This is a genomic window from Streptomyces sp. SID5643 (assembly GCF_009872555.1).
Lineage (GTDB): Bacteria > Actinomycetota > Actinomycetes > Streptomycetales > Streptomycetaceae > Streptomyces > Streptomyces iakyrus.
The window spans coordinates 40869-67357 of sequence record NZ_WWIC01000106.1 but is presented as its reverse complement, the minus strand read 5'-3'; the positions used below and the strand labels follow the sequence as shown (position 1 = coordinate 67357).

Annotated in this window: 24 protein-coding genes; 11 read left to right on the top strand and 13 right to left on the bottom strand. The window is 70.8% G+C overall.

Annotated features, from left to right (window positions below; all coding sequences use genetic code 11):
• The first annotated feature begins 9 nt into the window (after nucleotides 1-9).
• From GTY56_RS13530 to GTY56_RS13515, 4 genes are all read left to right on the top strand, one after another.
• Nucleotides 10-1224: a globin domain-containing protein gene (locus GTY56_RS13530; RefSeq protein WP_161365546.1), complete on the top strand. Its 1215-nt coding sequence runs from the start codon at nucleotides 10-12 to the stop codon at nucleotides 1222-1224.
• A 43-nt stretch (nucleotides 1225-1267) separates the two neighbouring features.
• Nucleotides 1268-1855 carry a hypothetical protein gene (locus tag GTY56_RS13525; RefSeq protein WP_161365544.1) on the top strand — a complete coding sequence of 196 codons (588 nt, stop codon included), beginning with the start codon at nucleotides 1268-1270 and terminating at the stop codon, nucleotides 1853-1855.
• A gap of 42 nt (nucleotides 1856-1897) precedes the next feature.
• Complete coding sequence (locus GTY56_RS13520; protein WP_161365543.1) at nucleotides 1898-3478, top strand: oleate hydratase; 1581 nt, start codon at nucleotides 1898-1900, stop codon at nucleotides 3476-3478.
• A 757-nt stretch (nucleotides 3479-4235) separates the two neighbouring features.
• The gene (locus tag GTY56_RS13515; RefSeq protein ID WP_161365541.1) at nucleotides 4236-5120 is read left to right on the top strand and encodes a universal stress protein; all 885 of its coding nucleotides are present in this window, start codon (nucleotides 4236-4238) and stop codon (nucleotides 5118-5120) included.
• Between the two features lie 4 nt (nucleotides 5121-5124).
• On the opposite strand, the gene GTY56_RS13510 is transcribed toward GTY56_RS13515, so the two are convergent.
• On the bottom strand, nucleotides 5125-6150 hold the full coding sequence (locus GTY56_RS13510; RefSeq protein WP_161365539.1) for a 6-phosphofructokinase: 1026 nt from the start codon (nucleotides 6148-6150) through the stop codon (nucleotides 5125-5127).
• Between the two features lie 1166 nt (nucleotides 6151-7316).
• On the opposite strand from GTY56_RS13510, the gene GTY56_RS13505 reads away from it, so the two are divergent.
• Genes GTY56_RS13505 through GTY56_RS13495 form a run of 3 tightly spaced genes read left to right on the top strand, consistent with a single transcriptional unit; the run spans nucleotide 7317 to nucleotide 10321 of the window.
• Nucleotides 7317-8048: a CBS domain-containing protein gene (locus GTY56_RS13505; RefSeq protein WP_161365537.1), complete on the top strand. Its 732-nt coding sequence runs from the start codon at nucleotides 7317-7319 to the stop codon at nucleotides 8046-8048.
• Nucleotides 8049-8063: 15 nt separating this feature from the next.
• A complete protein-coding gene (locus GTY56_RS41310; protein ID WP_161365535.1) occupies nucleotides 8064-8828 on the top strand; it encodes a flavodoxin domain-containing protein in 765 nt (254 codons plus the stop codon).
• Complete coding sequence (locus GTY56_RS13495) at nucleotides 8825-10321, top strand: multicopper oxidase domain-containing protein (protein WP_161365533.1); 1497 nt, start codon at nucleotides 8825-8827, stop codon at nucleotides 10319-10321. Before GTY56_RS41310 ends, GTY56_RS13495 begins: the two co-directional genes overlap by 4 nt.
• A gap of 196 nt (nucleotides 10322-10517) precedes the next feature.
• On the opposite strand, the gene pspAA is transcribed toward GTY56_RS13495, so the two are convergent.
• Nucleotides 10518-10796 carry a PspA-associated protein PspAA gene (pspAA, locus tag GTY56_RS13490; protein WP_161365532.1) on the bottom strand — a complete coding sequence of 93 codons (279 nt, stop codon included), beginning with the start codon at nucleotides 10794-10796 and terminating at the stop codon, nucleotides 10518-10520.
• Complete coding sequence (locus tag GTY56_RS13485; protein ID WP_161365530.1) at nucleotides 10793-11569, bottom strand: PspA/IM30 family protein; 777 nt, start codon at nucleotides 11567-11569, stop codon at nucleotides 10793-10795. The genes pspAA and GTY56_RS13485 overlap by 4 nt, the downstream gene beginning before the upstream one ends.
• A 195-nt stretch (nucleotides 11570-11764) precedes the next feature.
• On the opposite strand from GTY56_RS13485, the gene GTY56_RS13480 reads away from it, so the two are divergent.
• Nucleotides 11765-12292 carry a DUF6448 family protein gene (locus GTY56_RS13480; protein WP_161365528.1) on the top strand — a complete coding sequence of 176 codons (528 nt, stop codon included), beginning with the start codon at nucleotides 11765-11767 and terminating at the stop codon, nucleotides 12290-12292.
• 155 nt (nucleotides 12293-12447) lie between these two features.
• Here the strand turns inward: GTY56_RS13480 and GTY56_RS13475 are convergent, their stop codons facing one another.
• The 6 genes from GTY56_RS13475 to GTY56_RS13450 all read right to left on the bottom strand — a co-directional run bounded on the left by GTY56_RS13475 (nucleotide 12448) and on the right by GTY56_RS13450 (nucleotide 21317).
• The gene (locus tag GTY56_RS13475) at nucleotides 12448-13125 is read right to left on the bottom strand and encodes a hypothetical protein (protein ID WP_161365526.1); all 678 of its coding nucleotides are present in this window, start codon (nucleotides 13123-13125) and stop codon (nucleotides 12448-12450) included.
• A gap of 125 nt (nucleotides 13126-13250) precedes the next feature.
• On the bottom strand, nucleotides 13251-14000 hold the full coding sequence (locus tag GTY56_RS13470) for a glucose 1-dehydrogenase (RefSeq protein ID WP_161365625.1): 750 nt from the start codon (nucleotides 13998-14000) through the stop codon (nucleotides 13251-13253).
• Nucleotides 14001-14236: 236 nt separating this feature from the next.
• Complete coding sequence (locus GTY56_RS13465) at nucleotides 14237-16873, bottom strand: cation-translocating P-type ATPase (protein ID WP_161365524.1); 2637 nt, start codon at nucleotides 16871-16873, stop codon at nucleotides 14237-14239.
• 119 nt (nucleotides 16874-16992) lie between these two features.
• Nucleotides 16993-17871 (bottom strand): potassium channel family protein, encoded by an 879-nt coding sequence (locus tag GTY56_RS13460; protein ID WP_161365522.1) that lies wholly within the window; start codon nucleotides 17869-17871, stop codon nucleotides 16993-16995.
• Nucleotides 17872-17984: 113 nt separating this feature from the next.
• Nucleotides 17985-20384 (bottom strand): glycoside hydrolase family 65 protein, encoded by a 2400-nt coding sequence (locus GTY56_RS13455; protein ID WP_161365520.1) that lies wholly within the window; start codon nucleotides 20382-20384, stop codon nucleotides 17985-17987.
• A gap of 57 nt (nucleotides 20385-20441) precedes the next feature.
• A complete protein-coding gene (locus tag GTY56_RS13450; RefSeq protein WP_161365518.1) occupies nucleotides 20442-21317 on the bottom strand; it encodes a universal stress protein in 876 nt (291 codons plus the stop codon).
• A 315-nt stretch (nucleotides 21318-21632) separates the two neighbouring features.
• Between GTY56_RS13450 and GTY56_RS13445 the strand changes: the two genes are divergently transcribed.
• Together GTY56_RS13445 and GTY56_RS13440 are read left to right on the top strand one after the other, a co-directional pair.
• On the top strand, nucleotides 21633-22034 hold the full coding sequence (locus GTY56_RS13445) for a Crp/Fnr family transcriptional regulator (protein ID WP_161365623.1): 402 nt from the start codon (nucleotides 21633-21635) through the stop codon (nucleotides 22032-22034).
• A gap of 24 nt (nucleotides 22035-22058) precedes the next feature.
• The gene (locus tag GTY56_RS13440) at nucleotides 22059-22736 is read left to right on the top strand and encodes a CBS domain-containing protein (RefSeq protein WP_161365516.1); all 678 of its coding nucleotides are present in this window, start codon (nucleotides 22059-22061) and stop codon (nucleotides 22734-22736) included.
• A gap of 52 nt (nucleotides 22737-22788) precedes the next feature.
• Here the strand turns inward: GTY56_RS13440 and GTY56_RS13435 are convergent, their stop codons facing one another.
• Nucleotides 22789-23781 carry an Acg family FMN-binding oxidoreductase gene (locus GTY56_RS13435; protein ID WP_346345478.1) on the bottom strand — a complete coding sequence of 331 codons (993 nt, stop codon included), beginning with the start codon at nucleotides 23779-23781 and terminating at the stop codon, nucleotides 22789-22791.
• 57 nt (nucleotides 23782-23838) lie between these two features.
• On the bottom strand, nucleotides 23839-24765 hold the full coding sequence (locus GTY56_RS13430) for a pyridoxamine 5'-phosphate oxidase family protein (RefSeq protein ID WP_161365514.1): 927 nt from the start codon (nucleotides 24763-24765) through the stop codon (nucleotides 23839-23841).
• A gap of 133 nt (nucleotides 24766-24898) precedes the next feature.
• Here GTY56_RS13430 and GTY56_RS13425 point away from each other — a divergent pair, with 133 nt between their 5' ends.
• Nucleotides 24899-25573, top strand: coding sequence for a CBS domain-containing protein (locus tag GTY56_RS13425; RefSeq protein WP_161365512.1), 675 nt, complete (start codon nucleotides 24899-24901; stop codon nucleotides 25571-25573).
• 117 nt (nucleotides 25574-25690) lie between these two features.
• On the opposite strand, the gene GTY56_RS13420 is transcribed toward GTY56_RS13425, so the two are convergent.
• Both GTY56_RS13420 and GTY56_RS13415 read right to left on the bottom strand, forming a co-directional pair.
• Nucleotides 25691-26149, bottom strand: a complete 459-nt coding sequence (locus GTY56_RS13420; protein ID WP_161365510.1) for an Hsp20/alpha crystallin family protein — start codon at nucleotides 26147-26149, stop codon at nucleotides 25691-25693.
• 34 nt (nucleotides 26150-26183) lie between these two features.
• Entirely contained in the window at nucleotides 26184-26471 is a 288-nt protein-coding gene (locus GTY56_RS13415; protein WP_161365509.1) for a DUF1876 domain-containing protein, read from the bottom strand.
• Nucleotides 26472-26489: the final 18 nt, after the last annotated feature.

Genomic DNA, 26489 nt, shown 5'->3' with positions numbered 1-26489 from the left:
GGAGTCCTCATGCTGTCCGCAGAATCCGCCGCCGTCGTCCGTGCCACCCTGCCCGCCGTGGCCGTCGCACTCGACGAGATCACCACCCGCTTCTACGGCGCGATGTTCCGCGACCGGCCGGAACTGCTCGACGGGATGTTCAACCGCGGCAACCAGGCCAGCGGAGCACAGCGCCGCGCCCTCGCCGGCTCGATCGCCGGCTTCGCGACCGCACTGCTCGATCAGCCGGACGTTCGCCCCGACGCCCTGCTGAGCCGTATCGCGCACAAACATGTCGCTGTCGGGGTCACCGAGGACCAGTACACGCTCGTCCACAAGTACCTGTTCGGCGCGATAGCCGAGGTCCTCGGCGATGCGATCACCCCGGAGGTGGCGGCCGCCTGGGACGAGGTGTACTGGCTGATGGCCGGTGCCTTGATCGCCCAGGAGGCCCGCCTCTACCAGGACGCCGGCCTCCAGCCCGGCCGGATCTGGCGGCAGTGGACGGTCGTCGAACGCCGCCCCGAGACACCGGACGTGGTGTCCTTCCTGCTCCGTCCCGCCGACGGCGAAGCTGCACCGCGCGCGCAGGCGGGCCAGTACGTCAGCGTGCGCCTGCGCATGCCCGACGGAGTGCATCAGCTGCGCCAGTACAGCCTGTCCTCCGACCCGGGTGGGGATCTGCGGCGCATCACCGTCAAACGGGTCGCCGGCACGGACGGCGCTCCGGACGGCGAGGTCTCCGACCTGCTGCACCACGACGTGCGCGAGGGTGACGAGCTGACGCTCTCCGCGCCCTTCGGAGACGTCGTCCTCGACGACCCGGCCGACGCCACCACCCCGGTCGCCCTTGTCTCGGCAGGCATCGGCTGCACCCCCATGACGGGCATGCTGGCCCACCTCGGCACTCTCGCATCGGCCCGGCCGGTGCTGGTCCTGCACGCCGACCGCTCTCCCGCGGACCACGCCCTGCGTGCCGAAACCCGTCGGCTCGTCGAGCAACTGCCTCAGGCCCGCGCCGTGTTCTGGTACGAGCGGCCGGGCGCGGAGGAACCCGACGCCCGCGCCGGCCTGATGAACCTCGACGGAATCCAACTACCCGGCGACGCAACGGTGTTTCTGTGCGGCCCGCTGCCGTTCATGCGAGACGTCCGCGCGCAGCTGCTACGCGCGGGGATTCCGCCGCGGCGCATCCGCTACGAGGTCTTCGGCCCCGACCTGTGGCTGCCCGAGCCGACGGCCTGACCGGCGTCGGACATCCCACCGCTCTTCCAGGAAGGGAGATGGAATGACCAGCAAGGACGCCCAAAGCGCCATCCCCACCGTACTGCTGCGTTCGGTGGGCGAGGTGGACGAGGAGACGCCGGCCTACGCGCGTACGAAGATCGACGCCGTCGTCGGCCGGCCGGGACTGCCCGCCACCACCGGCGAGGTACGCATCACGCGAGCGGCCGCCCACCACGCGGACCGCCCCTGGGCGGCCGCAGCGGCCCTCCACGTCGGCAGGCGCGAAGTGGTCGTCCTCGCCGAAGCGGCCACCGGCCGCGAGCTGGTCGACCAGCTCCAGACCGGCTGCGCCGCCAGACCGAGAAGGCCGCCCGCCCGGGACACCACGGCCACCACGCACCGGCACCGCCGTGGCGTGGCGGCAGCCTCACCTCAGGTGCGACAGAAGGCAGCGGCAGGGCTGCGGACGCTCGCCCGACGTGAGCCCGCGGTGAGTGCGGGCCCGGTCGGTGGCAGGTCGCCGACGGGGTCCTCTGCACCACCCCACGTCCGCACACGGACACCGCGGAAGCCGACGCGCACGGGCCATGCGGACCAAACCGGTGACCAACGGCCCACTGACGGAACCTGCCTGCGCAGGAAACCGTGAGGTGACGGTTTCCCAGTCGGCTGGCACGAACGAGGAGTTGTGATGGCGAAGGCGTATGTGGTGGGCAGCGGGATCGCGGCGCTCGCCGCGGCCACGTTCCTGATCCGCGACGGCGGTTTCGAGGGTGCGGACATCCACCTCTTCGAGGAGCAGCGGAACATCGGCGGCAGCATGGACGCGGGCGGCACGGCTGGTGCCGGCTACCTCATGCGCGGCGGGCGGATGTTCGAGGCCGAGAACCGCTGCACGTTCGACCTGCTGTCCGGCATCCCTTCCATCGACGACCCCGCGTTGTCCGTGACACAGGTCCTCGCCGGGCAAAAGGAGTTCGCCCGGGACGACATCGCACGTCTCGTGGACGGCGACGGAAAGGTCGTCGACGTGTGCTCGATGGGGTTCTCCGAGCGCGATCGCCTGGATCTGGTCCGCTGTCTCGCGACTCCCGAGGGGCACCTGGACGGCAAGCGGATCACCGACTGCTTCACCGAGCACTTCTTCTCCACGACCTTCTGGTTCCTGTGGTGCACCACCTTCGCCTTCCAGCCTTGGCACAGCGCGATCGAGTTCCGCCGCTACCTCAGGCGCTTCATCCATCTGGCTCCCGAGTTCGCCTCCATGACGAGCGCCTACGGCACCCGCCACGACCCGTACGATTCCATCGTGCGTCCCCTGACCGCCTGGCTGCGCGAACGGGGCGTCACCGTCCACACCCGCTGCCATGTCACCGACCTCGCCTTCGCGGCGGGGCACCGGTCGACGACGGTCAAGCGCATCTACTTGGCCCGGAACGGCCGTGACGAACAAATCGACGTGGCCCCCGACGACCTGGTCCTGGTCACCAACGGCTCCATGACCGACTCCGCCAGCGTCGGCTCCCACTTCACCGCTCCGCCGCCCCCTCGCCGGAGTTCGGACGCCTGGCTGCTCTGGCACCGGCTGTCCAGGGGCCGAGACGACTTCGGCAACCCGGACGCCTTCGACAAGCACGTCAAGGAGTCCCGTGGGGAGTCGTTCACGGTCACGGCCAAGGACCCCGCCTTCCTCGACGCACTGGCGAAGTTCAGCGGCCGCGAGACCGGCCGGGGCGGACTGATGACCTTCACCGACTCCCATTGGCTGCTCACTGTCGTCGCGCCCCGCCAGCCCGTCTACCGCGACCAGCCCGAGGGCGTATCGGTCTGGTGGGGCTACGCCCTGCACCCGGGCCGCGCCGGCAACCACACCCCCAAGCCGATGACGATGTGCTCCGGCCGGGAGGTCCTCGAAGAGATCCTGCATCATCTTCCCTTCGACGAGCCGACGACAGCCCGGGTCCTGGAGACCTCCACCGTCGTGCCCTGCCTCATGCCGTACGTCACGAGCCAGTTCATGGCCCGCCGCCGCGACGACCGCCCCAAGGTCGTACCCGACGGCTCGGTCAACCTCGCCTTCATCGGCCAGTTCGCCGAGGTGCCCGACGACGTCGTCTTCACCGTCGAGTACTCCGTCCGCACCGCCTGGAGGGCCGTGGCCCAACTCCTCAAGCTCGACACGCAGCCGCCGGCGGTCCACAAGGGCCATCACGATCCCCATGTCCTGGCCGCCGCACTGGAAACGATGCACCGCCGATGCCCCGGGGCTTGATCAGTCCACGTACGACCGACCTGGCTCGGGGGCGAACTCCGGGGACCTGTGCGGTGACGCCGTTGGAGCGGCGGCTTGGCATCGGACAAGTGCAAGGGCCTGCCCCCTTGTCGACCAGGCTGCGATCCTGGGGGCAACCCGTTTTCCCGGGACTCACCTCCGGCGCACAGTCGGGTCCCCGACCCCGCCGCTTGCTGGGAGGTGGCCGTGCTGCTGGTAGGGCATCTCGTCAGGGTGCCGCTCGGGTCGGGCACGCCGCCAGGCCGTGTCGAAGGAGAGGTTGCCCCGACTGGCCCGCGCCAGCCGCCACGCATGCCAACTCGTCCGCGGCGAGAGCAGCCATCGCAGGATGGAGGTGCTCACGTCGCCACGGCACGGTCCGGTCGGTCGCGGCCACGGCACGGTCCACGGAGTCAGGGCCCGGAAGCATCAGGTCTTCGTTGGGATCCCGTGGGGGGTACGGGTCAGCAAGGACTCGGCCTCGTCGCCCAGCAAGCCTGGTATGTCGGTCGTCGGCTCGCTTCTCCGGTCGGTCGCGTGATCCGAGGTGGGATCCGGCTTCCCGCAGCCGCCGGGCTCATGTGACAGCGTGCCCCGTTCCAGCTGAGCACCGGGCTCTGCCTCGGCCATGGCAGCCGAGCCGGTGTGGCATCGGTCCCGGTCCGGGCGCCGGAGTGGTACCGCCGTGGAACAGTGGAGGAGAGAAGACAGGGGGGCTTGGCGCCCGCGATGCGCGGGCCGGACGGAGGAGGCCAGGATGCGTCCCGTGCTGGCGGGCATCGACGGGTCCGAGCGCGCCGCGGCGGCGGCAGACTGGGCAGCGGGGGAGGCCTCGCTGCGCGGCGTTCCGCTGCGGTTGCTGCACGCATCTCCGCCGCTCCCCGGAGCCGCCGTTCCGGGCCCGGCCGTGGACCGGCTGCAGCACATGGGCGCCCGGTTGCTCCGGCGGACGGTCGCGGAGCTCACCGACCGCTGCCCGGACCTCCAGGTGGAGACGGCGCAGGCCGATGACGCCCCGGTCGCGGCTCTCCTCACCGCGGCACGCGATGCCGGGCTCCTCGTCGTCGGCACCCGCGGAACGGGCGGTTTCGAGGGGCTGGCGGTCGGTTCGGTGGCCCTGCGGACGGCGGCAGCGGCCCCCTGCCCTGTCGTCATCGTCCCTCACCGTGCCGGTACCTTCACGGAAGGGGCACCCGCTGCAGGCCGCGGAGGCCAGGTCGTGCTCGGGTTCGACGCGCACCGGCCGGTCGGTGCAGTGGCGGATTTCGCGTTCGCGGCCGCCGAGGCTCGCAAGGCACGTCTGAGAGTGGTACAGGCCTGGGCCCTTCCCGCCGAGTCGGTCTCTCCCCGGACCCTGGTGGTGACCGAGGAGGACCGCGCCACCTGGGAGGACCAGGAGGTGCTGTGGCTGTCCGACGCCTTGCGACCGTTGCAGGAGAAGTACCCCCGGGTGGTGGTCCGCACCGATGTCATGCTGCTCCACCCTGCGGAAGCGCTTCTCAACGCGTCCCGGGGTGCCGACCTGCTCGTCGTGGGACGCCGCACCGAGCACCTGGCGCCCGAAGGCCGACTCGGACCGGTCACCCACGCCGTCCTGCACCACGCCCGCTGCCCGGTCGCGGTCGTACCGCACGGCGGATGACGGCTCAGCCGAAGAACACCTCGAACTCGTCGTACAGCGTGGGCTCCACCACCTTGTTCTCCGCTGTGGCCTCCGCAAGGGGCAGGCGGATGATCCGCGTGCCCCGCAGGGCGACCATGCAGCCGAAGTCCCTCTCCTTGACCGCGTCGATGGCGTGCAGCCCGAAACGGGTGGCCAGCCACCGGTCGAAGGCACTGGGGCTACCGCCGCGCTGGATGTGACCAAGGACCGTGGTGCGGGCATCCTTCCCGGTGCGTGCCGTGATCTCCTGGGCCAGCCATTCGCCGATGCCGGACAACCGCACATGGCCGAACTCGTCCAGCGACCGGTCCTTGACGACCATCTGTCCCTCCTTGGGGACGGCCCCCTCGGCCACGACGACGATCGGCGCGTAATTGATCTCGAACCGGCGCATCACCTGCTCGCAGACCTGCTCGATGTCGAACGACCGCTCCGGGATGAGGATCACGTTGGCGCCGCCCGCGATGCCGGCGTGCAGGGCGATCCACCCGGAATGCCTTCCCATCACCTCCACCACAAGGGCTCGCATATGTGACTCGGCGGTGGTGTGGAGGCGGTCGATGGCCTCCGTTGCGATACCGACGGCGGTGTCGAAGCCGAAGGTGTAGTCGGTGCCCGAGACGTCGTTGTCGATGGTCTTCGGCACACCGACGAGGTTGATCCCCTGGCGGCTGAGTTCTGTGGCCACCCCCAGCGTGTCCTCTCCGCCGATCACGACGAGCGCGTCCACATCGTGCGCGACGAGCGTGTCCCGTACCCGTCGCAGCCCGTCGTCGTGCTTGAACGGGTTCGTGCGGGAGGACCCCAGGATGGTGCCGCCGCGGGGGAGGATTCCCCGCACGCTGGAGATGTCCAGTGGGACGACGTCGTTCCGGAGCAGACCGAGCCAGCCGTCCCGCACACCGACGAAGTCGAGCGAGTAATCCTGGACGCCTTTGCGGACGACGCTGCGGATCACGGCGTTGAGGCCCGGACAGTCACCACCTCCGGTCAGCACTCCGACCTTCATGGGTCTTCTCCCATCCGCTGCACACCCGTTCGGTCGCGGCCTTCGCACGCGACCGGCTACCGCTGCCGCCGCGGCCTGTGGACCGCCGTCTCCCTACAGCCTCCCTCGGTTCCGTCCAGGGTGGCCACTCGACGGATGCCGGGCCGCGCAGCCCGTCTCCAGGCACCCGCTCACCTCTGACGGGGTCGCCCTCGCGTACTGCGCCCACACGGGCATCGTGGGACGCCGGTCACCGGAGTCGATGGCAGACGCTTCGATGCCGCAGGGGCCGACCTTGCCCATGCTGCGGGCGACTGGTGGCCCGAGTGGTCATGCCGCCTCGGCGCACGGCCGCGTCCGAGTCGAGCACCACGGCACCCCCCCGCATCCGGCAAGGCGGGCACCCGCTTGGGTGAGACGGACGTCGGAGGCGACCGTGTGTGGGAGGGCGCCCGTCTGACCGTGGTGGTGGACGCTGCGCCGGCGCTGCGCCCCGTCGACGTTCTGCCACCCATGGGGGGGCGCAGTCGAGAGAAGACCGGGCGAGCCGCTGCCGTGCGCGACCCGCCTGGGACCGTCGGACGCTTCACGTGCCCGTCCGGCCCATCGGCTCGCGGCCTTCCGAGAGCGAGACTGTAAGCGGGGCCCGGCGACGAAAGGCGTGCCATGAGCGTCACCCCGGCGTCCGGCGAACGGGTGCACGCCCTGCTCACCGACGGCACGACGGTGTGCGTACGGCCCGCGGGGCCGGACGACCAGAAGGCCGTCTTCCGGTTGTACTCGGAGATGTCGGACGCGAACCTGCGGCTGCGCTTCTTCTCCGTGAGCCGGCGCCCCGGCGAGCAGGCCGCCGTGAGGGTTGCCCCGCCGGAGGACTCCGGCAATCGGGCGCTGGTGGCCGAGCGTGGTGGCCGGATGCGCACCTGCGGTGCACTGCGTGATCCCACTGGGCGCCACCGGTCCGGTCGTTCTCCCCGGTCTTGGACAGTTGCTGCTGCGGCTGTCCCGAAGGGCGACCGATCTGCCGCAGCCGGCGGAGGCGGACTTCGATCCGGTCCTCACCCGGCCCGAGCACATCACCGCTCTCGACCCGCGGATCCGTCTGCTGCCGCGCCGCGCCAGGCCCCCCGTCCGGGCCGGCTCCGCTGAACCGCGGGTCCGCGCACCGCCGAAGGAGGCGGAACACGATGAAGCACAGCAAGGTCGGCGCACTGATGACGGCCGACGTCGTGCGCGCCGAGTACGGCACGCCGTTCAAGGAGGTGGCCCGGCTGCTCGCCGAGCACCGGATCAGCGGTCTGCCGGTGGTGGACGACGACGAAAAGGTCCTCGGGGTGATCTCCGAGACGGACGTGATGGCCAGGCAGGCGGAGACCCGCGATCCGTCCGAGCCGCGCTGGCTGCTCCGCCGGCCGCGCTGGACGCCGGGATCGCGCGCTCGCCGGACCAAGGCGCAAGCCCGGACGGCCGGACAGCTCATGTCCCGTCCGGCCATCACGGTCCACAGCGACGCGACCGTCGCCGAGGCGGCCCGAGTCATGGCGCAGCACCGCGTCGAACGGCTGCCGGTCGTCGACGACGAGGAGCGGCTCGTCGGCATCGTCACCCGCCGCGATCTGCTCGAGGTCTTCCTGCGCCCCGACGCGGAGATCCGGGAGGCGATCAGGAACGAGGTACTGGGGCGGGCCTTGTGGCTGCCGCCCGATGCCGTCGACGTGGACGTCCGCGAGGGCGTCGTCACGCTCACCGGACAGCTGGAGCGGCGTGTGGAAACCACCTCGGCGGTGGAGATGTGCCGCCGGGTGGACGGTGTGGTCGCGGTCGTCGACCACCTCACCTACCGTTTCGACGACTCCCGGCTGTCGCCAGAGGAGCCGACCCTGCACGGGCTCCCCTACTACTGGCAGCGCAAGCCGTGAGGAGGCCTGACGATCATGAAAGAGAAGGTTCTGGTGGTCTACGGTTCCACCAACGGATCGACGGCCGAGATCGCCGACCACGTCGGTGAGGTCCTGGCCGAGGAAGGGCTGGCCGTGGACGTGCGGCCCGCCTCGGACGTCACCGACCCCGCGTCGTACGGCGCGGTCGTCCTCGGCGGCGGACTCTACGGGGGCCGCTGGCATCGCGACACGCGACGTTTCGCACGGCGGCACCGCAAGACCCTGGCCGAGCGGCCGGTGTGGCTGTTCAGCAGCGGGCCCCTCGACCCCTCGGCGTCCGAGCGGGACATCCCCCCGGCACCCGGGGTACGGCGGGTGAATGCACCACGAGACGGCCGCTGCATCGAACGCTCCGGCGCCACACGCCACGCACATCGGGCACACCATGCCTGGCATGACGTCCTCGTCCGCTGCTGTTGTACGGCAAGTCTCCGGCCCCACTCACGCGGACATGCTCGGTGCACCGGCACCCCCGCACGGCGTGGACGGCGGCAGCGCCTGCGCCATCTGGGGCATGCAGCACTGCACCAGCGGAAACGTCGAGGTACTCAAGCTCCCCGTGCTGCCGCAGAGCACTCCGGCGCAGACGGCCGACCCATACCAGGCCCAGCCCGGCCCTCGGCCCGCCGGCACGGTTGGCCGCGCGCCACCCGACCTGTCGGTCCTCTCCCACCTGCGCATTCAGGCCGCGGCAACGGCACCCGTGTGCCGTCCTCGCCGCGCCTCATGCCAGTTCGAAGAATAGGACCCACATCGTGAACAGCGTCAACCGCCGCTCCATCCTGCTCGCCGGACTCGGCGCAGCCGGTGCAGGCGCACTCTCCGCCTGCACCAACTCCGGCAGCTCCCCTGCTCTGGTCAGCCCCTCCCACTCTGCCGCGGCCGCCTCAGAGAAGGGGCGGGGCGGCACCGGCAGGCAACACAAGATCACACTGACCGCCGCGCCCGCCAGGGTGGACTTGGGCGGCGGCGTCAAGGCGAGGACCTGGGCCTTCGACGGCCGCACCCCGGGCAAGGAGGTCCGGCTCTCCGCCGGGGACACCCTGGTCGCCGAACTCGCGAACCAGCTGCCGGGCAAGACCACCACTTCGATCCACTGGCACGGCGTTGCCCTGCGCAACGACATGGACGGCGCGCCACCGACCACCCAGACCGCCGTCCGCGCCGGCTCCACCTTCACCTACCGGTTCGTCGCCGACGCCCCGGGCACCTATTTCTTCCACCCGCACGTCGGCGTCCAACTCGACCGCGGCCTGTACGCCCCGCTGATCGTCGAGGACCCGCGCGAGCCTCTGGCCTACGACGACGAATGGGTGGTCGTCCTGGACGACTGGATCGACGGTGTCACCGGCACCCCCGACGAGGTCTTCGCCGAACTCGAGCGGGGCATGGGCGGCATGGACATGGGCGGCAACACATTCATGCTCATGGGCGCGGAGAGCGACCTGCTGGGCGGCGACGCCGGCGATGTGGCATATCCCTACCACCTGGTCAACGGCCGTGTGCCGGACGACCCGGAGGTCTGCACGGGCAAGCCCGGCCGCAGGCTGCGACTGCGGATCATCAACGCGGGCAGCGACACCGCCTACCGGGTCGCCCTCAGCGGCCACAAGATGATCGTCACCCACACCGACGGTTTCCCCGTCCAGCACCAGCGAACAGACGCGCTCCTGATCGGCATGGGCGAACGTTACGACGTGCTGGTCACTCTCGCTGACGGCGTCTTCCCCCTGGTCGCGCTGGCCGAGGGGAAGAACACCAGCGGGCTGGCCCTGGTGCGCACGGGCTCCGGCCGCGCACCCACGGCCGCCGTACGTCCGAGGGAACTCGACGGCACGGTCATGACCGCGTCCCGGCTCCGCGCGGCCGACGACGTGCGGCTGGAGTCCGCCACGGCCGACGTCACGCACCGGATCGAACTCACCGGCGGCATGATGCGCTACGACTGGGCCATCAACGGCAAGCCGTTCGACATGGCCGATCCGGACGCCGACGCCATCCTGGTCGAGGAGGGTCGGCGAGTCCGGCTGGACTTCGTCAACACCACCACCATGTGGCATCCGATGCACCTGCACGGCCACACCTTCCAGCTCGGCCGCTCCGGCCCCCGTAAGGACACCGCGATCGTGCTGCCCAGGAGAAAGCTGTCCGTGTTCTTCGACACCGACAACCCCGGCCAGTGGATGCTGCACTGCCACAACGCCTACCACGGCGAGGCCGGGATGATGACAAACGTCGCCTACCAAGCATGACCCCCAGTGGTCGGACGGCGCGTCGCTCACTTGTCGTCCGGCCACATCAGTGGCCGTAGTCGTCGCGACTGGACTCCACGGGGCGAAGCGGACCGAACCCACTCCGGTCGGGATGAAGCCGACGGCCGCCTGGGGGCAGGCCCATCGGAGGCCGGGCGGTGAGCTGCCGGTCGCGCGAATCGGCCGCGCATCGCCGTCAACCCGGGATCAGGCCCTCGTCGGAGAGCAGTTCCCGCACCTGCGTGAGGCTGGTGTCCTCGTCGGGCAGGACCAGGTCGGACGGCATGATCGTTTCGGCCGGCAGAGGGGTGCCGCAGCTGCGCACCGCTTCCAGCAGAGCCGACAGAGCGGTGGCGAACAGCCTGTCGTCGTCGGAGTCGGCTGCCGACTGCAGAGCGGCATCCAGCTCATTGAGCCGGTCGAGGTGGGCTTCCGTGATCTCGTACTGGCCCTCGCCGAGAATCCGCATGATCATGACGTCGCCTCCTGGCCCGGAGGGCCCTGCTCGGGGCTCTTGCCTTCGACGGCCGGCGCGGTGGCGGACGCGGGGAGTCGGGCTTTCATCCGGGCCAGTTCCTCGTCCACGTCCTGGCCCGCGGTGACGCGTTCGAGTTCGGCCTGGATGTCGTCACGGCCGGCGGGCAAGGTGGCGTCCTCCAAGGCGCCGGAGGCGAGCAGTTCGTCCAGCGCTCCCGCGCGGGCCTGCAGCTGTTCGGTCTTGTCCTCGGCGCGCTGCATGGCCAGGCCGACATCGCCCATCTCCTCCCCGATGCCGGTGACCGCCTCCGTGATGCGGGTCTGGGCCTCGGCCGCGGTGTAGCGGGCCTTGATGGTCTCCTTGCTGGTGCGGAACGTGTCCACCTTCGCCTGGAGGCGCTGTGAGGCCAGGGTGAGTTTCTCCTCCTCGGCCTGCAGCGTCGCCTGCTGGGTCTGAAGGCCTGTGAGCTGGGAGGCCACGGCGGTGCGCCGGCTCAGGGCTTCACGGGCGAGGTCCTCGCGCCCGGCGGCGAGCGCCTGCTGTGCCTGGCCCTCCAGCTTGCCGCTGGACTGGCGCAACTGGCTGATCTGCAGATCGATGCGCTTGCGGCTGGTGGCCACATCCGCCACACCACGTCGTACCTTCTGCAGCATCTCCTGCTGCTGGGCGTAGGAGTAGTCCAGTACCTCGCGCGGGTCTTCGGCCTTGTCCAGGGCCTGGTTCGCCTTGATCCGGAACAGGGCGGCTATGCGGTGGGCGATGCTGGTCATAGCGGCCTGCCTCCTCTCGATCGATGAGGAATCAGCCAGGCCATGCCACGTCTGCGGGACACTTCCAGGCTCCGGCGGCATGGTCCGTGCCGCAACCTCGGTCCCGGCGTCCGAGGGCGGCTGCGACGGCAGCACTCTCCCGCTCGCGCTTCGCGGGTCGATGATGAAGGTAAGCCGCAAAGGAGGTGACCGGCGATGCCACCGCACTGTGATTCTCTCGACGGTCCCGTCGTCACGGCCGCGCGTAAAGCCCTGGAGGACAGGGATGTCGACCAGATCCTGCCCTACGTGCCCGAGGAAGGGGAACGAGAGGTCCGTGAGGCGTTCAGTCTCACGGCCAAGGCGCGCGCGTCCGGCCGGGAGGCGCAGGAAGTGGCCGACCGCTGGTTCTTCGAGACGGTCGTCCGCGTCCACCGCGCCGGAGAAGGCGCTCCCTTCACGGGACTGAAGCCGGCAGGGCTCGATGTGGGGCCGGTGATCCCGGCTGCCGAGCGTGCCCTCGCTACCGGCTCAGCGGACGAACTGACCGGGGCACTCTGCGGGATCATCCGTGAGCAGGTGGAAGAGCGTCATGGCCGGGCCATGGCGCTGAAGGAGCATGCCACTGAGGGGGTGGCTGCCGCCCGCGCCTTCGTGGAGGCCAGTCTCGGCCTGCAGGTGTGGGCTCACCACGTGTACAGACAAGCGATCGCCGTCCCGCATGCACCAACCCGGCGCTCGTAAGAAGCGAACAGGCCGGGCCCGCCGCCGTATGAATCCGGCGCTGAGGACGGCGGGCGTATGAATCCGGCGCTGAGGACGGCGGGCGTGTCGCCCGTTCGACGAGGACCCGCACGCGGTCGGTCCTCTGTCGCGGTGCCAACGCGTCCTCCCTGCGTTCATGCCGTCGCACTGACACGCATGCGCAGATTGCGGAACTGGCGGGTCTGCATGATCAGGTGGGCGGGTTCCCAGAACAGGATGTCCATGGTCCGGGTGAGGGGCCGCGGGCGGCTGCGAGCCCGCGTGCGGACGATGAGCCGGGTCCCGCCGCCGGGCTCCGGCCGGAGGTGGAAGCCCCAGACCGAGTCGATGTACGCCTTGGGCAGTGGCTCGTACCGCACGTCGAAGGGGCGTCCCGAGGGGAGCTTCGTCTGCGAGCGCAGCACCAGGGTCCGCTCCGGTTCCAGGACCGCGACGGTGAACCAGGCGTCGCCGCTCGGCAGGGAGTCCAGGTGCTGGTCCCGCTCCAGGCGCTGCCATGCCGGGACGATGCGTTCCGCGCTCGGGCGTCCGCCGTTGTCCAGGCGGTCCCAGCTGTACCAGCCGCCGCGGTTGCAACCCATCTGTGTCAGCCAGGGCCAGACCTCTTCGGGCGGCGCCGGCAGGGTCGTGGCCATGGTCGAGGTGCCGTCGGCATCGGGGACGAGGTCATCGCCGGGGAGGTCGCGGTCGGCCTCGTCGTGTGTCGTGCCCCAGGTCAGCACCCGGGGCCGCAAGAAGGCTCCGTACAAGGCCAGCGCGGCGGCCGCCACACCGAGTGGACGTCGCCCGGCCCCGGGTCGGTGCTCGCTCATGTCTTCAGCGTCGCAGCTCCGGACCAGTCCCACCACGTGAACTCGGCACCGCCTACCCGGAGCCCGACCCGATCAGAATGCCGTCACCTCACGCACGGCCGCGGCATGTCGTTGGCCTCTCGGGCTCAGTCGGTGGGCGTCAGGACGGTGGGCGGGCCGGCGGTGACGCCTCCGTCCAGGACGAACTCCACACCGGTCGAGAAGGTGGCCTCGGTGGCGATGAAGAGGACCATGCGGGCGACTTCCTCGGGTTCACCGAACCGCGGGAGGGGCTGGCCGGCGGTGAACGAGTCGTCGAAGTCGGCCGTCATGGCTGTGCGCACCACACCGGGATGGACCGAGCAGACCCGGATCCCGTCCGGGGCCAGTTCCAGAGCTGCGGCCTTGGTCAGCCCCCGCAGTGCCCACTTGCTGGTCACATACGCTCCGATGCCGGCGTAGCCGGTGAGACCGGCGATCGAGGAGATGTTCACGATCGCGCCTCCGCCGGCCCGGCGAAGAGACGGCGCCGCCGTTCGCATGCCCAGCCAGGCGCCCTGGACGTTGACGTCGATGACCCTCCGGAACGATTCGAGGCTCTGCTCCTCGACGGTCCCCCACTCGAGGATCCCGGCGTTGTTGACCAGCACCGAGACCGGGCCGAGGTCCCGCTCCGTCTCCGCGACGACCGTCTGCCAGCCGACCTCGGTGCTGACGTCCAGGTGTGCGTAGCGGGCCGGGCCACCGAGTTCCGCCGCCAGCTTCTCCCCCTCGGCGTCGAGGACATCCGCGACCACCACGGTCGCGCCCTCGGCCGCGAACATCCGCGCCACGGCGGCGCCGATCCCTCTGGCTCCGCCGGTGACGATCGCCACCCGCTCGTTCAGACGTCCCATCATGACCTCCTGAACCTGCCCCGACGAGAATGCGCACGTACGGCATCGGCAGCGACCGGCTCAGCGCGACGGCATGCCATGCCTGGGCGCAAGGGCCGCAGGCCGCAGGACGACAGATGGGCCACAGGATCGCGCAGATGATCTCGACGACGTGGCCCACCCGGGCCGGTGCCCCTCCAGACCAGTGTGAGTTCCTCACCTCCCGTGCGCATGCCGGGAACACGCGCCCATGTCACTCAATGTCCCTTTGCTACCGGTGGACCCGAGCGCGGCGGGCGTTCCGGTCTCAGTCGCGCCTGGAGTCGCATGACGACATGGCCGAGGCCGGACAGCACGCAGGCGATCGCCAGGTCGGTGAGCGCGAGCGGCTCCGTACCCAACAGGTCCCGCAGGGGCGGCAGATAGACACCGGCCGCCTGGAGGCTCAGTGCCACGCCCACGGCCACCAGCAGGAACGGGTTGGCCAGGGTGCCCGGGCGCGCCCGGGAGCCGAGTGCGACTCCGAGCTGGGTCGCCCCGAGCACCAGAAACATCATGGACTGCCAGGGACGTCCGGTCTCCCGGGCCCAGACCCCGACCACGAGCGTCACCGTCGTGACGAAGGCCCCCATGAACAGGATTCGCGGCCACAGACCGGCCCCCAGCACACTCTCTTCGGGGGGCCGGGGCGGGTGACGCATCGTGTCCGGGTCGACGGGCTCCGCACCGAGAGCGACACCGGGCAGGCCGTGCGTGAGCAGATTGATCCACAGGATCTGCGCGGGCAGCAGCGGCAACGGCATCCCCAGGAAGGGGCCGAGGAGCATCACCAGGACCTCCGCGCTGCCCCCGGCGAGCGCGTAGAGCAGGAACCGGCGCACGTTCGCGTAGACCCGGCGTCCCTCCTCGACGGCCGCCACAATCGTGGCCGGGTTGTCGTCGGCGAGCACCAGATCGGCCGCCTGGCGTGCGACCTCGGTGCCGCGTCGGCCCATGGCCACGCCGATGTCGGCCTGACGCAGGGCCGGGCCGTCGTTGACACCGTCCCCCGTCATCGCCACCACATGCCCGGCTCCCCGCCACGCCTGGACGATGTCCAGCTTCTGCTCGGGAGTGGTCCGGGCGTAGACGCGTACGCCTGTCAGATCGCCCGCTGTACCGGTCCGGATCCCGTCCCCCGTGGTGACCTCGTCGTCCCGGGTGGCGATGCCGAGGCGCCCGGCCACGGCCCGCGCGGTCAGCGGGTGGTCGCCGGTGATGAGTACAGGGACGATGCCGGCCCGTCTGCACGCGGTGATCGTCGGCTCGGACGCGCTGCGGGGCGGGTCCAGGATGCCGACGAGGCCGAGGAGCGACAAGCCGGATTCCCAGGTCGGGGGTGGCTGCGCCCGGCCGTCGTGGTCGGCCGAGGCGACGGCGAGCACACGGTATCCACGGCGTGCCAAGGCCTCCGCCTGTGCGGTCGCGCGGGCGACCGTCTCAGGGCGGTCGGCCAGAATCTGCGGGCGGAGCACGGATTCCGGCGCTCCTTTGCACGCGATGCGCACCCCTCCGTCCGGGCGGCGGTGCACGGTCGTCATGCGCTTGCGGCTGCTGTCGAAGGGAATCTCCTCCAGGCGCGGTAGTTCGCCGTCCAGCGCCGCCCGGTCCAGCCCGAGGCGGGCCCCGGCCACCAGCAGGGCGGCCTCCGTGGGATCGCCGAGCGCGCTCCACTCCGGGGAGTGGTGCGACGGGGGCTCCAGCGCCGCGTCGTTGCACAGCATCGCGACGCTCAGCAGCGCCGCCAGGTCGCGCGCACCGCCCGCGGTCACCGCCTCGCCGTCTCGGACGACCCGGCCCTCGGGCTCGTAGCCGGTCCCCATCACCGATGCCTCGCCGAGGGACGTCCACAGGTGCTCGGCCGCCATCCGGCCCTCGGTCAGCGTGCCGGTCTTGTCGGTGGCGATCACAGTCACCGAGCCCAGAGTCTCCACCGCGGGCAGCCTGCGGACGATGGCGTGCCGGTCCGCCATCCGCCGTGCTCCCAGCGCCAGAGCGAGCGTCACCACGGCGGGAAGGGACTCCGGAACGGCGGCGACGGCGAGGCTGATCGCCGCCACGATCATCAGCTCCACGGGCTGGCCGCGCACCAGCCCGAGGGCGAGCACCACCGCGCACAGCGCCACCGTGACTGCCGCCAGAGTCCGGCCGAACTTCACCAGCCGGTGCTGCAGCGGGGTGAGGCCGGGCGCACCGCCCATCAGGGAAGCGATCCGGCCGAGCGCGCTGTCGGCCCCGGTCGCGGTCACCACAACCCGTCCGTGACCGCGGACGATGACCGTGCCGGCCGACACCGCCCCGCGCACTTCGTCACTGTCGGAGACCTTCTCCACCGGAACGGACTCGCCCGTCAGTGACGACTCGTCCGCCAGCAGCAACGCCGCGGCGAGCACGTCCCCGTCCGCGGGGACGATGTCCCCCTCGGCCACCAGGACCACATCGCCCGGCACCACCTCGGCTGCCGTGACGGAGCGCTCCTCACCGTCCCGCACCACCCTGGCTGCGGGGGCGCTCATGGCGGACAGCGCCATCACCGCCTGTTCCGCCCGCACCTCCTGTACGACGCCGACCACGGTGTTCACGATGATCACGAACAGGATCACCGAGGCGTCGGAGAGATCGCCCGTCCCGATGGTCAGGGCGGCCGCCACGAGCAGAACCAGGATCAGCGGATCGCGCAGCTGCTGCAGCACCCGCCGCCACACCGGAGTCCGCGGTTCCGCGGGGATCTCGTTGGGCCCGTGGAGAGCCAGCCGCCGCGCGGCCTCACCCGACGACAGCCCCGTGGCGGGAGTCGTGGCCGGGAGCCGGTCGACCTTCGCTGCGGGCCTCCGGCTCTCTTCCCGCCGGTTCATGTCCGTGGCAGAGCCGCGTCCGGACCATTCCGCGCATGGGCTGCCATCCACCGCTCCCGTCGTGTACCCGGCCACCGAGCCGAGGGACGTACCCCCGCCTTCTCAGAGTGCATCCTTACTCAAAGCTGCGCGCGGCTGCGGCCGTGATCGTCGGCGTACGCGGCGAACACTTCCGTCGGCGTACCGCCCGTATGGAGGAAGCGCTGGTCAAGGATGGCCGCGAAGTCCTTCAGGGCACCGGCGAGCAGCTCACCGGCCAGTCGCACCTCCGGCCGCCGCGCGGCCTGCCCGCGTCGGGCAAGGGCATCGGCGTAACCGACCACGGCCGCCAGCGACGAGTGGTCCTCCCCGTCATGGAAGTAATACGCCTCGGCGTACTGGGTGAAGTCGATTCGGACGCGTACGACCTCGGTGGCCAGGCTGTCCAGCAGGAGCGCCCCCGCCGTGCAGTCGATCTGCTGCGTCGTCGGGACCGAGTCACGCAGCAGCGCCAGCCGGATGGCCAGGACCCTTCTACGGGTGAGCGCCGGGTAGATCTCCAGCACCCAGGAGACCGTGGCCGTCAGGAGGGCGAAGCCGACGAGGGCTTCCAGCGGTGAGACCAGGCGAAGCCAGCTCTCGGCGGGCGCGATGTCCCCCAGTCCCAGGGTGGCGACCGTGACGAGCGACAGGTACACGGAGTCGAGCAGCGCCGGCTCCCGCGCCGCCTCGGAACCGGGCGAGAAGGTGAACGCCCCGGGCATGTGAGGCCAGTAGACGATGGCCCAGCCGAGGATGACGGTGACGGCCCACATGCTCACCACCGTCACCATGGCGAGCGGTCCCACGAGCCCGACGACACGCCTGTGCGCACGAAAACGCCGGGCCAGTCGCCACAGCACCGTCATGACGAGGCGGCTCAGGCCACCGTGGCGGGTGGGGTGCCAGAGGGTGTGGAACAGGTCCCGCAGGGTGATCATGACGAGCCCGGCACCGACCAGCGAGACCAGCCACTTCATTCACGTCTCCCACGGCCCTTGTCGCCTCAAGCGGAACCCGCTTTCTCGGAGCCTACGGCGTGTGTGGTGGATCATGCGGCAGCCGCGGGGCCCGGCACGCCCGTGTGCGCTGCTCAAGTCGTCGGCAGCTCGAGCGTGCAGGTCTCCCCGGGCGCGACCGTCACCGCCCGGTCGGCCAGCACCACGCGGATCGGCGATTCCTCCGAGTCGGGCACTGCGATCTCCAGCTGTCCTCTTCGGCGCCGGACGCCGACACCCCAGTGACCGCGGTAGCGCAGCGAGAATCCGTACTCGGACAGTGCCGGGAGGGGGACGGGGTCCAGCCACAGGGCGTCCTCGCGCGTCTCCAGTCCGGTCAGACCCCGCTGGACCAGGTCGAGGGTGCCGGCCATGGCCCCGAGATGGATGCCCTCGCCGGTCGTGCCGCCCTGGATGTCGGCGATGTCCGCCTCCAATGCCTCCTGGACGTACTCCCATGCCCCGGCCCGTCGCGCGCGGGCGAGGACCAGGCCGTGGACGAGCCCGCTGAGCGTGGACCCGTGGCTGGTGCGCTGGAGGTAGTAGTCGACAGTCCTGCGCCAGACCTCGTCGTCCAGGTCGTACCCGAGGCGCCGGAACAGACCCCGCAGTTCGGCGGGCGAGAAGAGATAGCCGAGCATGAGGACGTCGGCCTGCTTGGACGCCTTGTAGCGGGTGACCGTGTCGCCCTCGGCCTCCAGGATCCGGTCCAGGCGCCGGATGCTGTCGTAGCGCGCTCGATAGGCGTCCCAGTCCAGCTCGGCAAGGGCGTCGTAGCCCTCGAACTGGCTGATGACGCCCTGGTGGAACGGCACCCGCAACCGCCGGGAGACCTCCTCCCACCTGGGGAGTTCGTCGCCGCCCAGCCGGACGCGTTCGAACAGTTCCTCCCGGCGCCAGGCGGGAAGGCGCCGCAGGAGGTCCAGGGCACGGGTGAGGACCCAGGCGGCGGTGACATTGGTGTACGTGTTGTCGTCCAGGCCTGGCCTGGCGGCACCCGGGTAGCCGTCGTGGTACTCGTCGGGGCCGACGACGCCGTGGATGCGGTAGCGGCCCGTGCCGGGGTCGAAGCGCGCGAGGTCGGCCCAGAAGCGGGCGATCTGAAGCAGCATCTCCGCGCCCTTGGTGTGCAGGTACTCCGTGTCGCCGGTGGCCTCGCAGTACTGCCACACGTTGTAGGCGACTGCCGAGCCCACGTGGTGCTGCAGCCGGGAGTGGTCGGGCAGCCAGCGCCCCGAGTGCGGGTTGAGATGCCACACCTGAGTCTCCTCGCGGCCGTCGCTGCCGCTCTGCCACGGGTACATCGCCCCGGCCCGGCCGGTGGCGGCGGCCGCCCGGCACGCGCGCGGGAGGCGTCGGTAGCGGTAGTTCAGCAGGGCCCGGGAGACCTCGGGGAAGTGCAGGTTGAGATACGGCAGCACGAACAGTTCGTCCCAGAACACATGGCCCCGGTACGCCTCACCGTGCAGGCCCCGGGCCGGCACTCCCACGTCCAGGTCCGCCGTGTGCGGCGAGAGCGTCTGCAGGACGTGGAAGAGATGGAGGCGCAGGACGCGGCCGGCCCGGCCGGGCACCTCGATGTCCGCGCGCCGCCACAACCGCTCCCACGCGGCGACGTGGGAGTCCAGCAGCTCCGGGATGCCCCCCGCCGTGGACACCCGGTCGAGTGCTGCCTCCAGCGGGTCGCTGATCGCCGTGTCGCGGGAGGTGAACAGCGCCACGGTCTTCTCCACGTCGACGGGCCGGCCCGGAGCGATCGGGACCACCAGGCGGTGCACGGCACGGCGCCGGGCGGGACGCAGCTCCGAAGAGGCCGCGGACCGGTCGGCGACGACCGTCCGGGCGGCCATGGCGACACCTATGCCCGAGGTGCTGGCACGGCAGCCGAGCCAGACCGTGTCGGGCTCCTGTGCCCCCGTCCGCACATGGGTCAGGTGGCTCCCGTTGAGTGCGCGGTAACGATGCACATTGCCGTTGATCACGTCACCGTCGAGGCAGGACTGGATCTCGATCTCCCCCGACCAGTCCTCGGGTGTGAAGACCGTCCGCAGGGCCGCCAGGTGAGGGTCCCCCATGTGCACCAGGCGGGTCTGCCGGACGCCGAGCACGCCCACATCGCCGTCCCGGAAACGAAGCGTGCGAGTGAGCGTGGCCCGGCGCAGGTCCAGGACGTGCCGGTAGTCCAGCAGCGCGCTCGTGTCAGGAGAGAACCACGGGCACCACGCTCCCCCGGTGCGGCGCACACGGAACCGCAGAAGCAGCCAGTTCGGAAGGTTGACCAGGTCCTCGTTCACCACGTGCCGTCCCGCCACGGTCGACTCCAGGCGGTTGTAGCACCCGGCGGCGTAGGTCCCCGGGTAGTGCACCAGGCCCGCCCGGCACTCCGGCGCCGCGCCACGCGTGGCGAAGCAGCCGTTGCCCAGCGTGCAGAGTGATTCGCGCAGCCGCTCGGCCGTGGGGTCGTAGCCTTCGTACTCCCATGTCCAGTCCGACATCCGCGCCCTCCCCTTCTCGCTCGACGAGATGTGCCGGAGCGTGAGACGCGCGCCGGATCAGGCCCGCTGCGGGACGACGGCCACCGGGCATTCGGCGTGATGCAGCAGGGTGTGGGCGACCCTGCCGAGCTGAAGACCGAAGTGACCGTGCCGCCTCAACGCGCCCACGACCACCAGATCGGCCTCGGTCGAGGCATCCAGGAGGACCTTGTGTGCGGGGCCTTCGACCGCTCGGCGATGCACATCGACCTGGGGATGGTCCCGTACGGCGTCGCGCAGTGCGTCGGTGAGGAGCGCTGAGGCCCGTTCCTCGTGGGCACCGGCGGCGTCGTCCGCGACCAGGGGATGGTCCACGTGCTCACGGGCGGGGCGGCGCCAGGCCCGTACCGCGTGCAGGGCGCCGCCGCGCGCCTCGGCCTCGCGGAAGGCGAACCGCACAGCGGCCGAGCCCTCCGCCGAATCGCCGACGCCGACCATGACCTTGCCGAAGGTTCCCTGCTGGTTCCGCTCCCCGCCGCGGACCACGAGGACCGGGCACACCGCACGGGCGGCCACCGCGAGGCTGACCGACCCCAGCAGCAGCCCGGCGACCTCGCCGCGACCGCGGGAGCCCACGACCAGGGCGAAGGATTCATGAGCCGCGTGCAGGAGCGCGGACACGGCGTCGTCGGGCAGCACGTCGCTCGACACCTTCACCTGCGGGTTGCGCAGTTGGGCGCGTTCCGCGCAGGACGCCGCGATGTGCTCGGCCAGAATCTCCTCGGCCGGACGGTCGGTGCTGAAGGAGGGGAGGCCTCCCTCGTACCGCTCCCACAAAGAGGCGTGGACGAGCCGCAGAGGCAGCCCGAGACGTGCCGCCTCGTCCACCGCCCAGTCCACGGCCTGCAGGCTGGACTCCGATCCGTCGACACCGACGAGCAGCGGGAGTTCCATGGTCACCATCACCTTCCTGCCGCAGGCACTACCGGGAAGTCCCTGTCAATACCGTCGCACCGCCCCGGGCCCGTCGCGACACGTGGAGTGACTCTTGGCAGGGGCACCCGCACCCAGGTTGCACGGCGCCGATTTGCGACGATCGTGGAGTCAGGTGGCAGAAGAAACGGAGTGCCGCCCTGCCATCTCAGTCACGGCTGTCTCTTCGGCCGGATACGAGCCCGCTCCGCTTCGAGGTCATGGTGAAGGGAGGCGATCGTGGTTGCGAGGACCGGCGCTTTCGGCGCCCTGACCAAGAAGCATCAGGAGCAGCTCATGTCGCTCGCTCGTGAAGTGTCGTTCGCGATCGACGAGCGGATCTTCAACGAGGGCGCGAAAGCCGACCGCTTCTGGATCATCCACACGGGCACCGTCGCTCTCGATGTCCATGTTCCCGGCCGCCGGGCGGCTGTCATCGAGACCCTCGGAGCCGGGGAACTGCTGGGCTGGTCCTGGCTGGTCGCTCCCCATCACTGGCACCTGGGCGCCCAGGCCACCAGCCCGGTGCGCGCCTACGAGTTCGACGCGGCCGCGGTCGGTGAGCTGTGCGGGAAGGACCCGGAACTGAAGCAGGAACTGTTGGCCTATGTCGCCGCAGTGATCGCGGGGCGGCTCAGGTCCGCGCGGGTTCGGCTGCTCGACCTGTACGCGCCCTACGGCGCGGGCGAGGTGCCCTGACGAGGCGAGACGAGGTGGTTCGCGGTGTCCGAGACCCCGCACATCGTGAGCGATGTGATGACCCAGACGGTCGTGGCCGTGGGACGCGACGCGCCGTTCAAGGAGATCGTCCGGACCATGGAGCAGTGGAAGGTAAGTGCCATGCCGGTCCTGGAAGGCGAAGGGCGCGTCATCGGCGTCGTGTCCGAGGCCGACCTGCTGCCCAAGGAGGAGTTCCGCGACAGCGACCCGAACCTCTTCGAGCAGCGCCGGCGCCTGTCCGACGTCGCCAAGGCCGGGGGCGTCACGGCGGAGGAGCTCATGAGCACCCCCGCTGTCACGGTCCATCCGGACGCCACCTTGGCCCAGGCCGCGAGGATCATGGCCGTCCGGCACGTCAAGCGGCTGCCCGTGGTCGACCGGGTGGGCATGCTCCAGGGCATCGTCAGCCGTGCCGATCTGCTGAAGGTCTTCCTGCGGTCGGACGAGGACATCGAGGAGGAGGTCCGCCGCACCGTGGTGTCCTACCTCTTCCCGGCCTTCAGCCACGCCATCCACGTGAACGTGCACGAGGGGGTCGTCACCCTCCGCGGACACATCCACGACACCTCGCTCATCTCGGTCGCCGTGCGCCTCGTGCGCGCCGTGGAGGGCGTCGTGGACGTCGAGCCGCAGCTCACCGGCCAGTCAGCCGGTCCGGACAGGCCGGAGAACGGTCTGTGACCCGTGTGCCGGTCGGCGCCCGGCACCGACGGTCTGCGGTCCGCAGGGCAGGTCAAGGCCGGATGTCGAGTACCTCCGCCACTGGTCGGCGCGGCGTACGGGGGCCTTTGGGGCCGTACCCGAGGCGCAGCAGCATCTGCGTGTAACCCGTCCCGGTGACCGGATCACGCAGCGGCCAGCGCAGGTCCGTCCATTCGAGGGGCTGGGTGGCGAAGGAGCTGGACAGGCCCTCCAAAGTGGCCAGCAGCAGGACGCGTTCCATGGCCTGGCCTGCGCGCAGCCAGTCCTCCGGACGGTCGTGGCTCGTGCTGACGAGGGCCACCTGGGGGCTCTGCTCGAAGTCAGCGGCGTCCCGTCCCGCCACCTGCCGCGGGCCCGCGAAGTCCCGCATGGGAGCCTTGCCCCCGCGTTTGCGCGGCCCGAAGGCGTACTCCGGGACTCCGTCGTCGGTCATGCTCACCGACGGAGCCCCGGTACGGGTCCATTCGGCCAGATCCTGGTCGCTGCCGCGGTCGGTGAGGTTGCGTGCCTCGGCTTCCCGGACCACCTCCAGCACCTCCTGCAGATGCCATGAGGTGGGGAACGTCAGCACGGCCCCCTCACGCCGGGCGGCCTCGCCGAGTTCCTTCCGCACGGCACGGGGTATCTCCGTGTCGTCGAACGGGAAGCGGCTGCTGTGCCGTTCGTGGATCGCCGGATACAGCGCGCCGAGGTCGTTCTCCCCGGCTCCGGGTGCGGCCAGCCGCACACTCGCCAGGAGTGCCGGATCGGACGGGTCGTGCAGCAGCCGGGTCTCCGGATGCCAGCCCTCGTGAGCCACGGCGACACGCAGGTTCAGCAGGGCCGCGCCGCAGCCGATGTGAAGGCCGCGGGTACGGGGGTCGGAGCGGGGCATGGCCCGCTCGAAGTCGGCGCGCATCTCGAACGTGCGGCTGCGCCGGAGGTAGCGGAAGCGCCAAGGCTGTGCGTTGTGCATCGACGGGGCGGCGGCAGCGTCGTGGACCAGGTCCGTCAGGCGCTCGTCGGACGGTTCTTGTCCGCTCACCGGAGTCTCCTCTCGCGAGTAGGCGGCAGGCCCGGAGGGGACCGGTCCTGCGGTGGCTCACTCGTCGCCAGGGGTGATGCGCCTGCCCGTGAGGCTCGCGGGCCGGATCGACACCCACATCTCGCGTTCACCGCCTGCCCAGGGCGTGGTGTGGGCTCGTCGGGTGAGCCCGCGCACGGCGTCGGGATCGGTGACGACGCGCGCCGGGCCGACTGCCAGCACACTCCAGCCCTGGCTCATGGCCTCGTCCACGTGGTCCACCTCGAAGGCGACCTCCTTCCCCACGGCGGCCGCCGGCATCGACCCGGGGGCGGTCCGGAAGGCGATGGCGTCGTCGACGACCTCGTAGTTGACCGGGACCACCGCCGGGCGACCGTCGGATGCCGGGAGCGCGATGCGCCCCACACCGTGCGTGGAGAGCAGCGTGCGGCACTCCTGCGGGCTGAGATCCCTCAGCCGCGGGTGCAGGAGCGCCTGGCCTTGGCCGGGAGGCAGATCGACGCCGCCGCCGCGCAGGGCAGCGACGGTGGTGCCCAGCGCGTCGGCCAGCCTGACGAGAGTCCCCGGGCTCGGGTCGGCGGGTTGCTGCTCCAGATACGCCAGGTAGTCGGGCGACATGCAGGCGCGGCGGGCCGTTTCGCCAAGGCTGAGCCCACTCCTGTGGCGTTCCGCGGCCACGCGCCGGCCGATGTCGCCGGGGTTGGGAGTCCCGGTCGGCGGGGCTGCCGCGCGGACGGATCCCGGCTCGACCGTGTCCGGCTGGGAAGCCCCCTGGGGAGCCCCGGGCGGCTGTCGGTGCTCAACGTGGCGGAGGTGCGCGTCGGGGCCGGGGAACACGAGCGTCACTTCGTCCGTGTCCGACCAGCGCACGTCGTAGGGAGGTGTTCCGTCCTCGTGGTGGAGTCCGACGATCTCGCCGTCGCGCCTGGTGGCGCCGGTCGCCGGGCTTTCGATGACGAGTTGGTCACCGAGGTGAGCTCGCATGGTCGCCGCCCTCTCCTCAGAATGGTGTTGTAACCAACGTGCCACGCGCGACAGGCCACCGCATGGGCCGACCGGTCCCTATCCGCGGGGTGGGCCGAGACGACTGACTGTCACGTACCGGATGGGAGCCGACATGCGCCACCGAACGGTCGCGGAACTCATGAGCCGGGACGTCGTCCGAGCGCGGCGTGACACGCCGTTCAAGGAGATCGCCAGACTGCTGGCGGAGAACGACGTCACCGCCGTACCCGTCGTGGACGATCTGGACCGTCCCGCGGGTGTGGTGTCGGAAGCCGATCTGCTGCGCAAGAGCGCCGACCAGGCCGACCCGTCCGGTCGCAGCCCGGTTCCACACCTCGAGGCATGGGAGCGGGCCAAGGCGGAGGGGTCCCGCGCCGAGGAGCTGATGTCCGCTCCTGCGGTGTGCGCACGTCCTGAGTGGAGCGTGGTCGAGGCCGCCCGGCTGATGGAGGTCCATCACGTCAAGCGGCTGCCCGTGGTGGACGAGACGGACCGGCTGCTGGGCATCGTCAGCCGTGGTGACCTGCTGCGGATCTTCCTGCGCCGGGACGACGCCATCCGTGACGAGATCACCGAGGACGTGCTGTGGCGCACGATGGGCCTCGCTCCCTCGGAGGTGACGGCCGAGGTGCGCGACGGACGGGTCGAGCTCGGTGGCTCCGTCGAGTTCAGGAGCCTGATTCCCGTCATCGAGCGGCTGTGCGGCAGCGTCGACGGCGTGGTCTCGGTCACCGGGCACATCGACTACCGGAACGACGACGCCCGCCTTTCGTCCCCCGGCGGCTGAGCCGTACGGAAACGGTGGCCGGGCGGAGGGCCGACGCCACGACCGCCGGCCCTCCGGAGGCAAACGGGCACCCGCCCGACCCCGGACGCGTTCCCGGTGAGCGGCCCCACAGCCGACTCAGCCGCTGATCTCGATGCGGTGTGCCTTTCCCTGCTCGGTCTTCGGGACGCGCACCGTGAGGATCCCGTGGGTCAGATCCGCGCTGATGTGCTCGGTGTCGGAGTTCGGGGGCAGCGTCGTGCGGTAGTCGAACTGCCCGATGCGGCGGGTGTGCCTGCGTACCACCCCTGCGTGTTCCTTCTCCTTGATCTCTCCGTGGATGTCGAGTTCGCCCTCGTCCACCTCCACGGTGATCTGGTCCTTCTCCACTCCGGGAAGCTCGAGTTCCACCAGGTAGGCGTCCTCGGTGTCCTCGATGTCGGCCAGCGGCGCCCAGGGCTCGGCCGCGCCGAACGGGGAGGTGCCACCACCAGGGAAGGCGGCGTGCATGAGCTGGTCGACCCTGCTACGGAGGTCCTCCAGCTCACGCAAGGCTGCCGGAAGCCCGCCCCTGCCGTGTCGTGCGGGATGCGTCATGAGTGATCCTCCTTGACGTGCCTGCCGCCGTGGGTCACAAGCGCCACCCGGCGGCCTGACGGGTGCTCGGCCGGGACGCCCCGACGCCTTCGATGTCACGCTCGGCGATGTCCAGCAGTCGCTGGGCGAGTGCTCGCATGGCCCGGCCCGCCGCCAGTTCGTCGCCGATCTCCGGCACGTTCGTGTCCGCCGGATGACGGTGCGCGGTTCCCTGGCCGGTGAGCTCCGTGGTGCCGGTGTCCAGCACCACATGTGCCTTCGTCGCTCCCTCGTCGTCCTCGAAGAGGTGGAGACGAACCTTCCATTCCACCGTATGTGGCATCACTTTCCTCCTCACTGC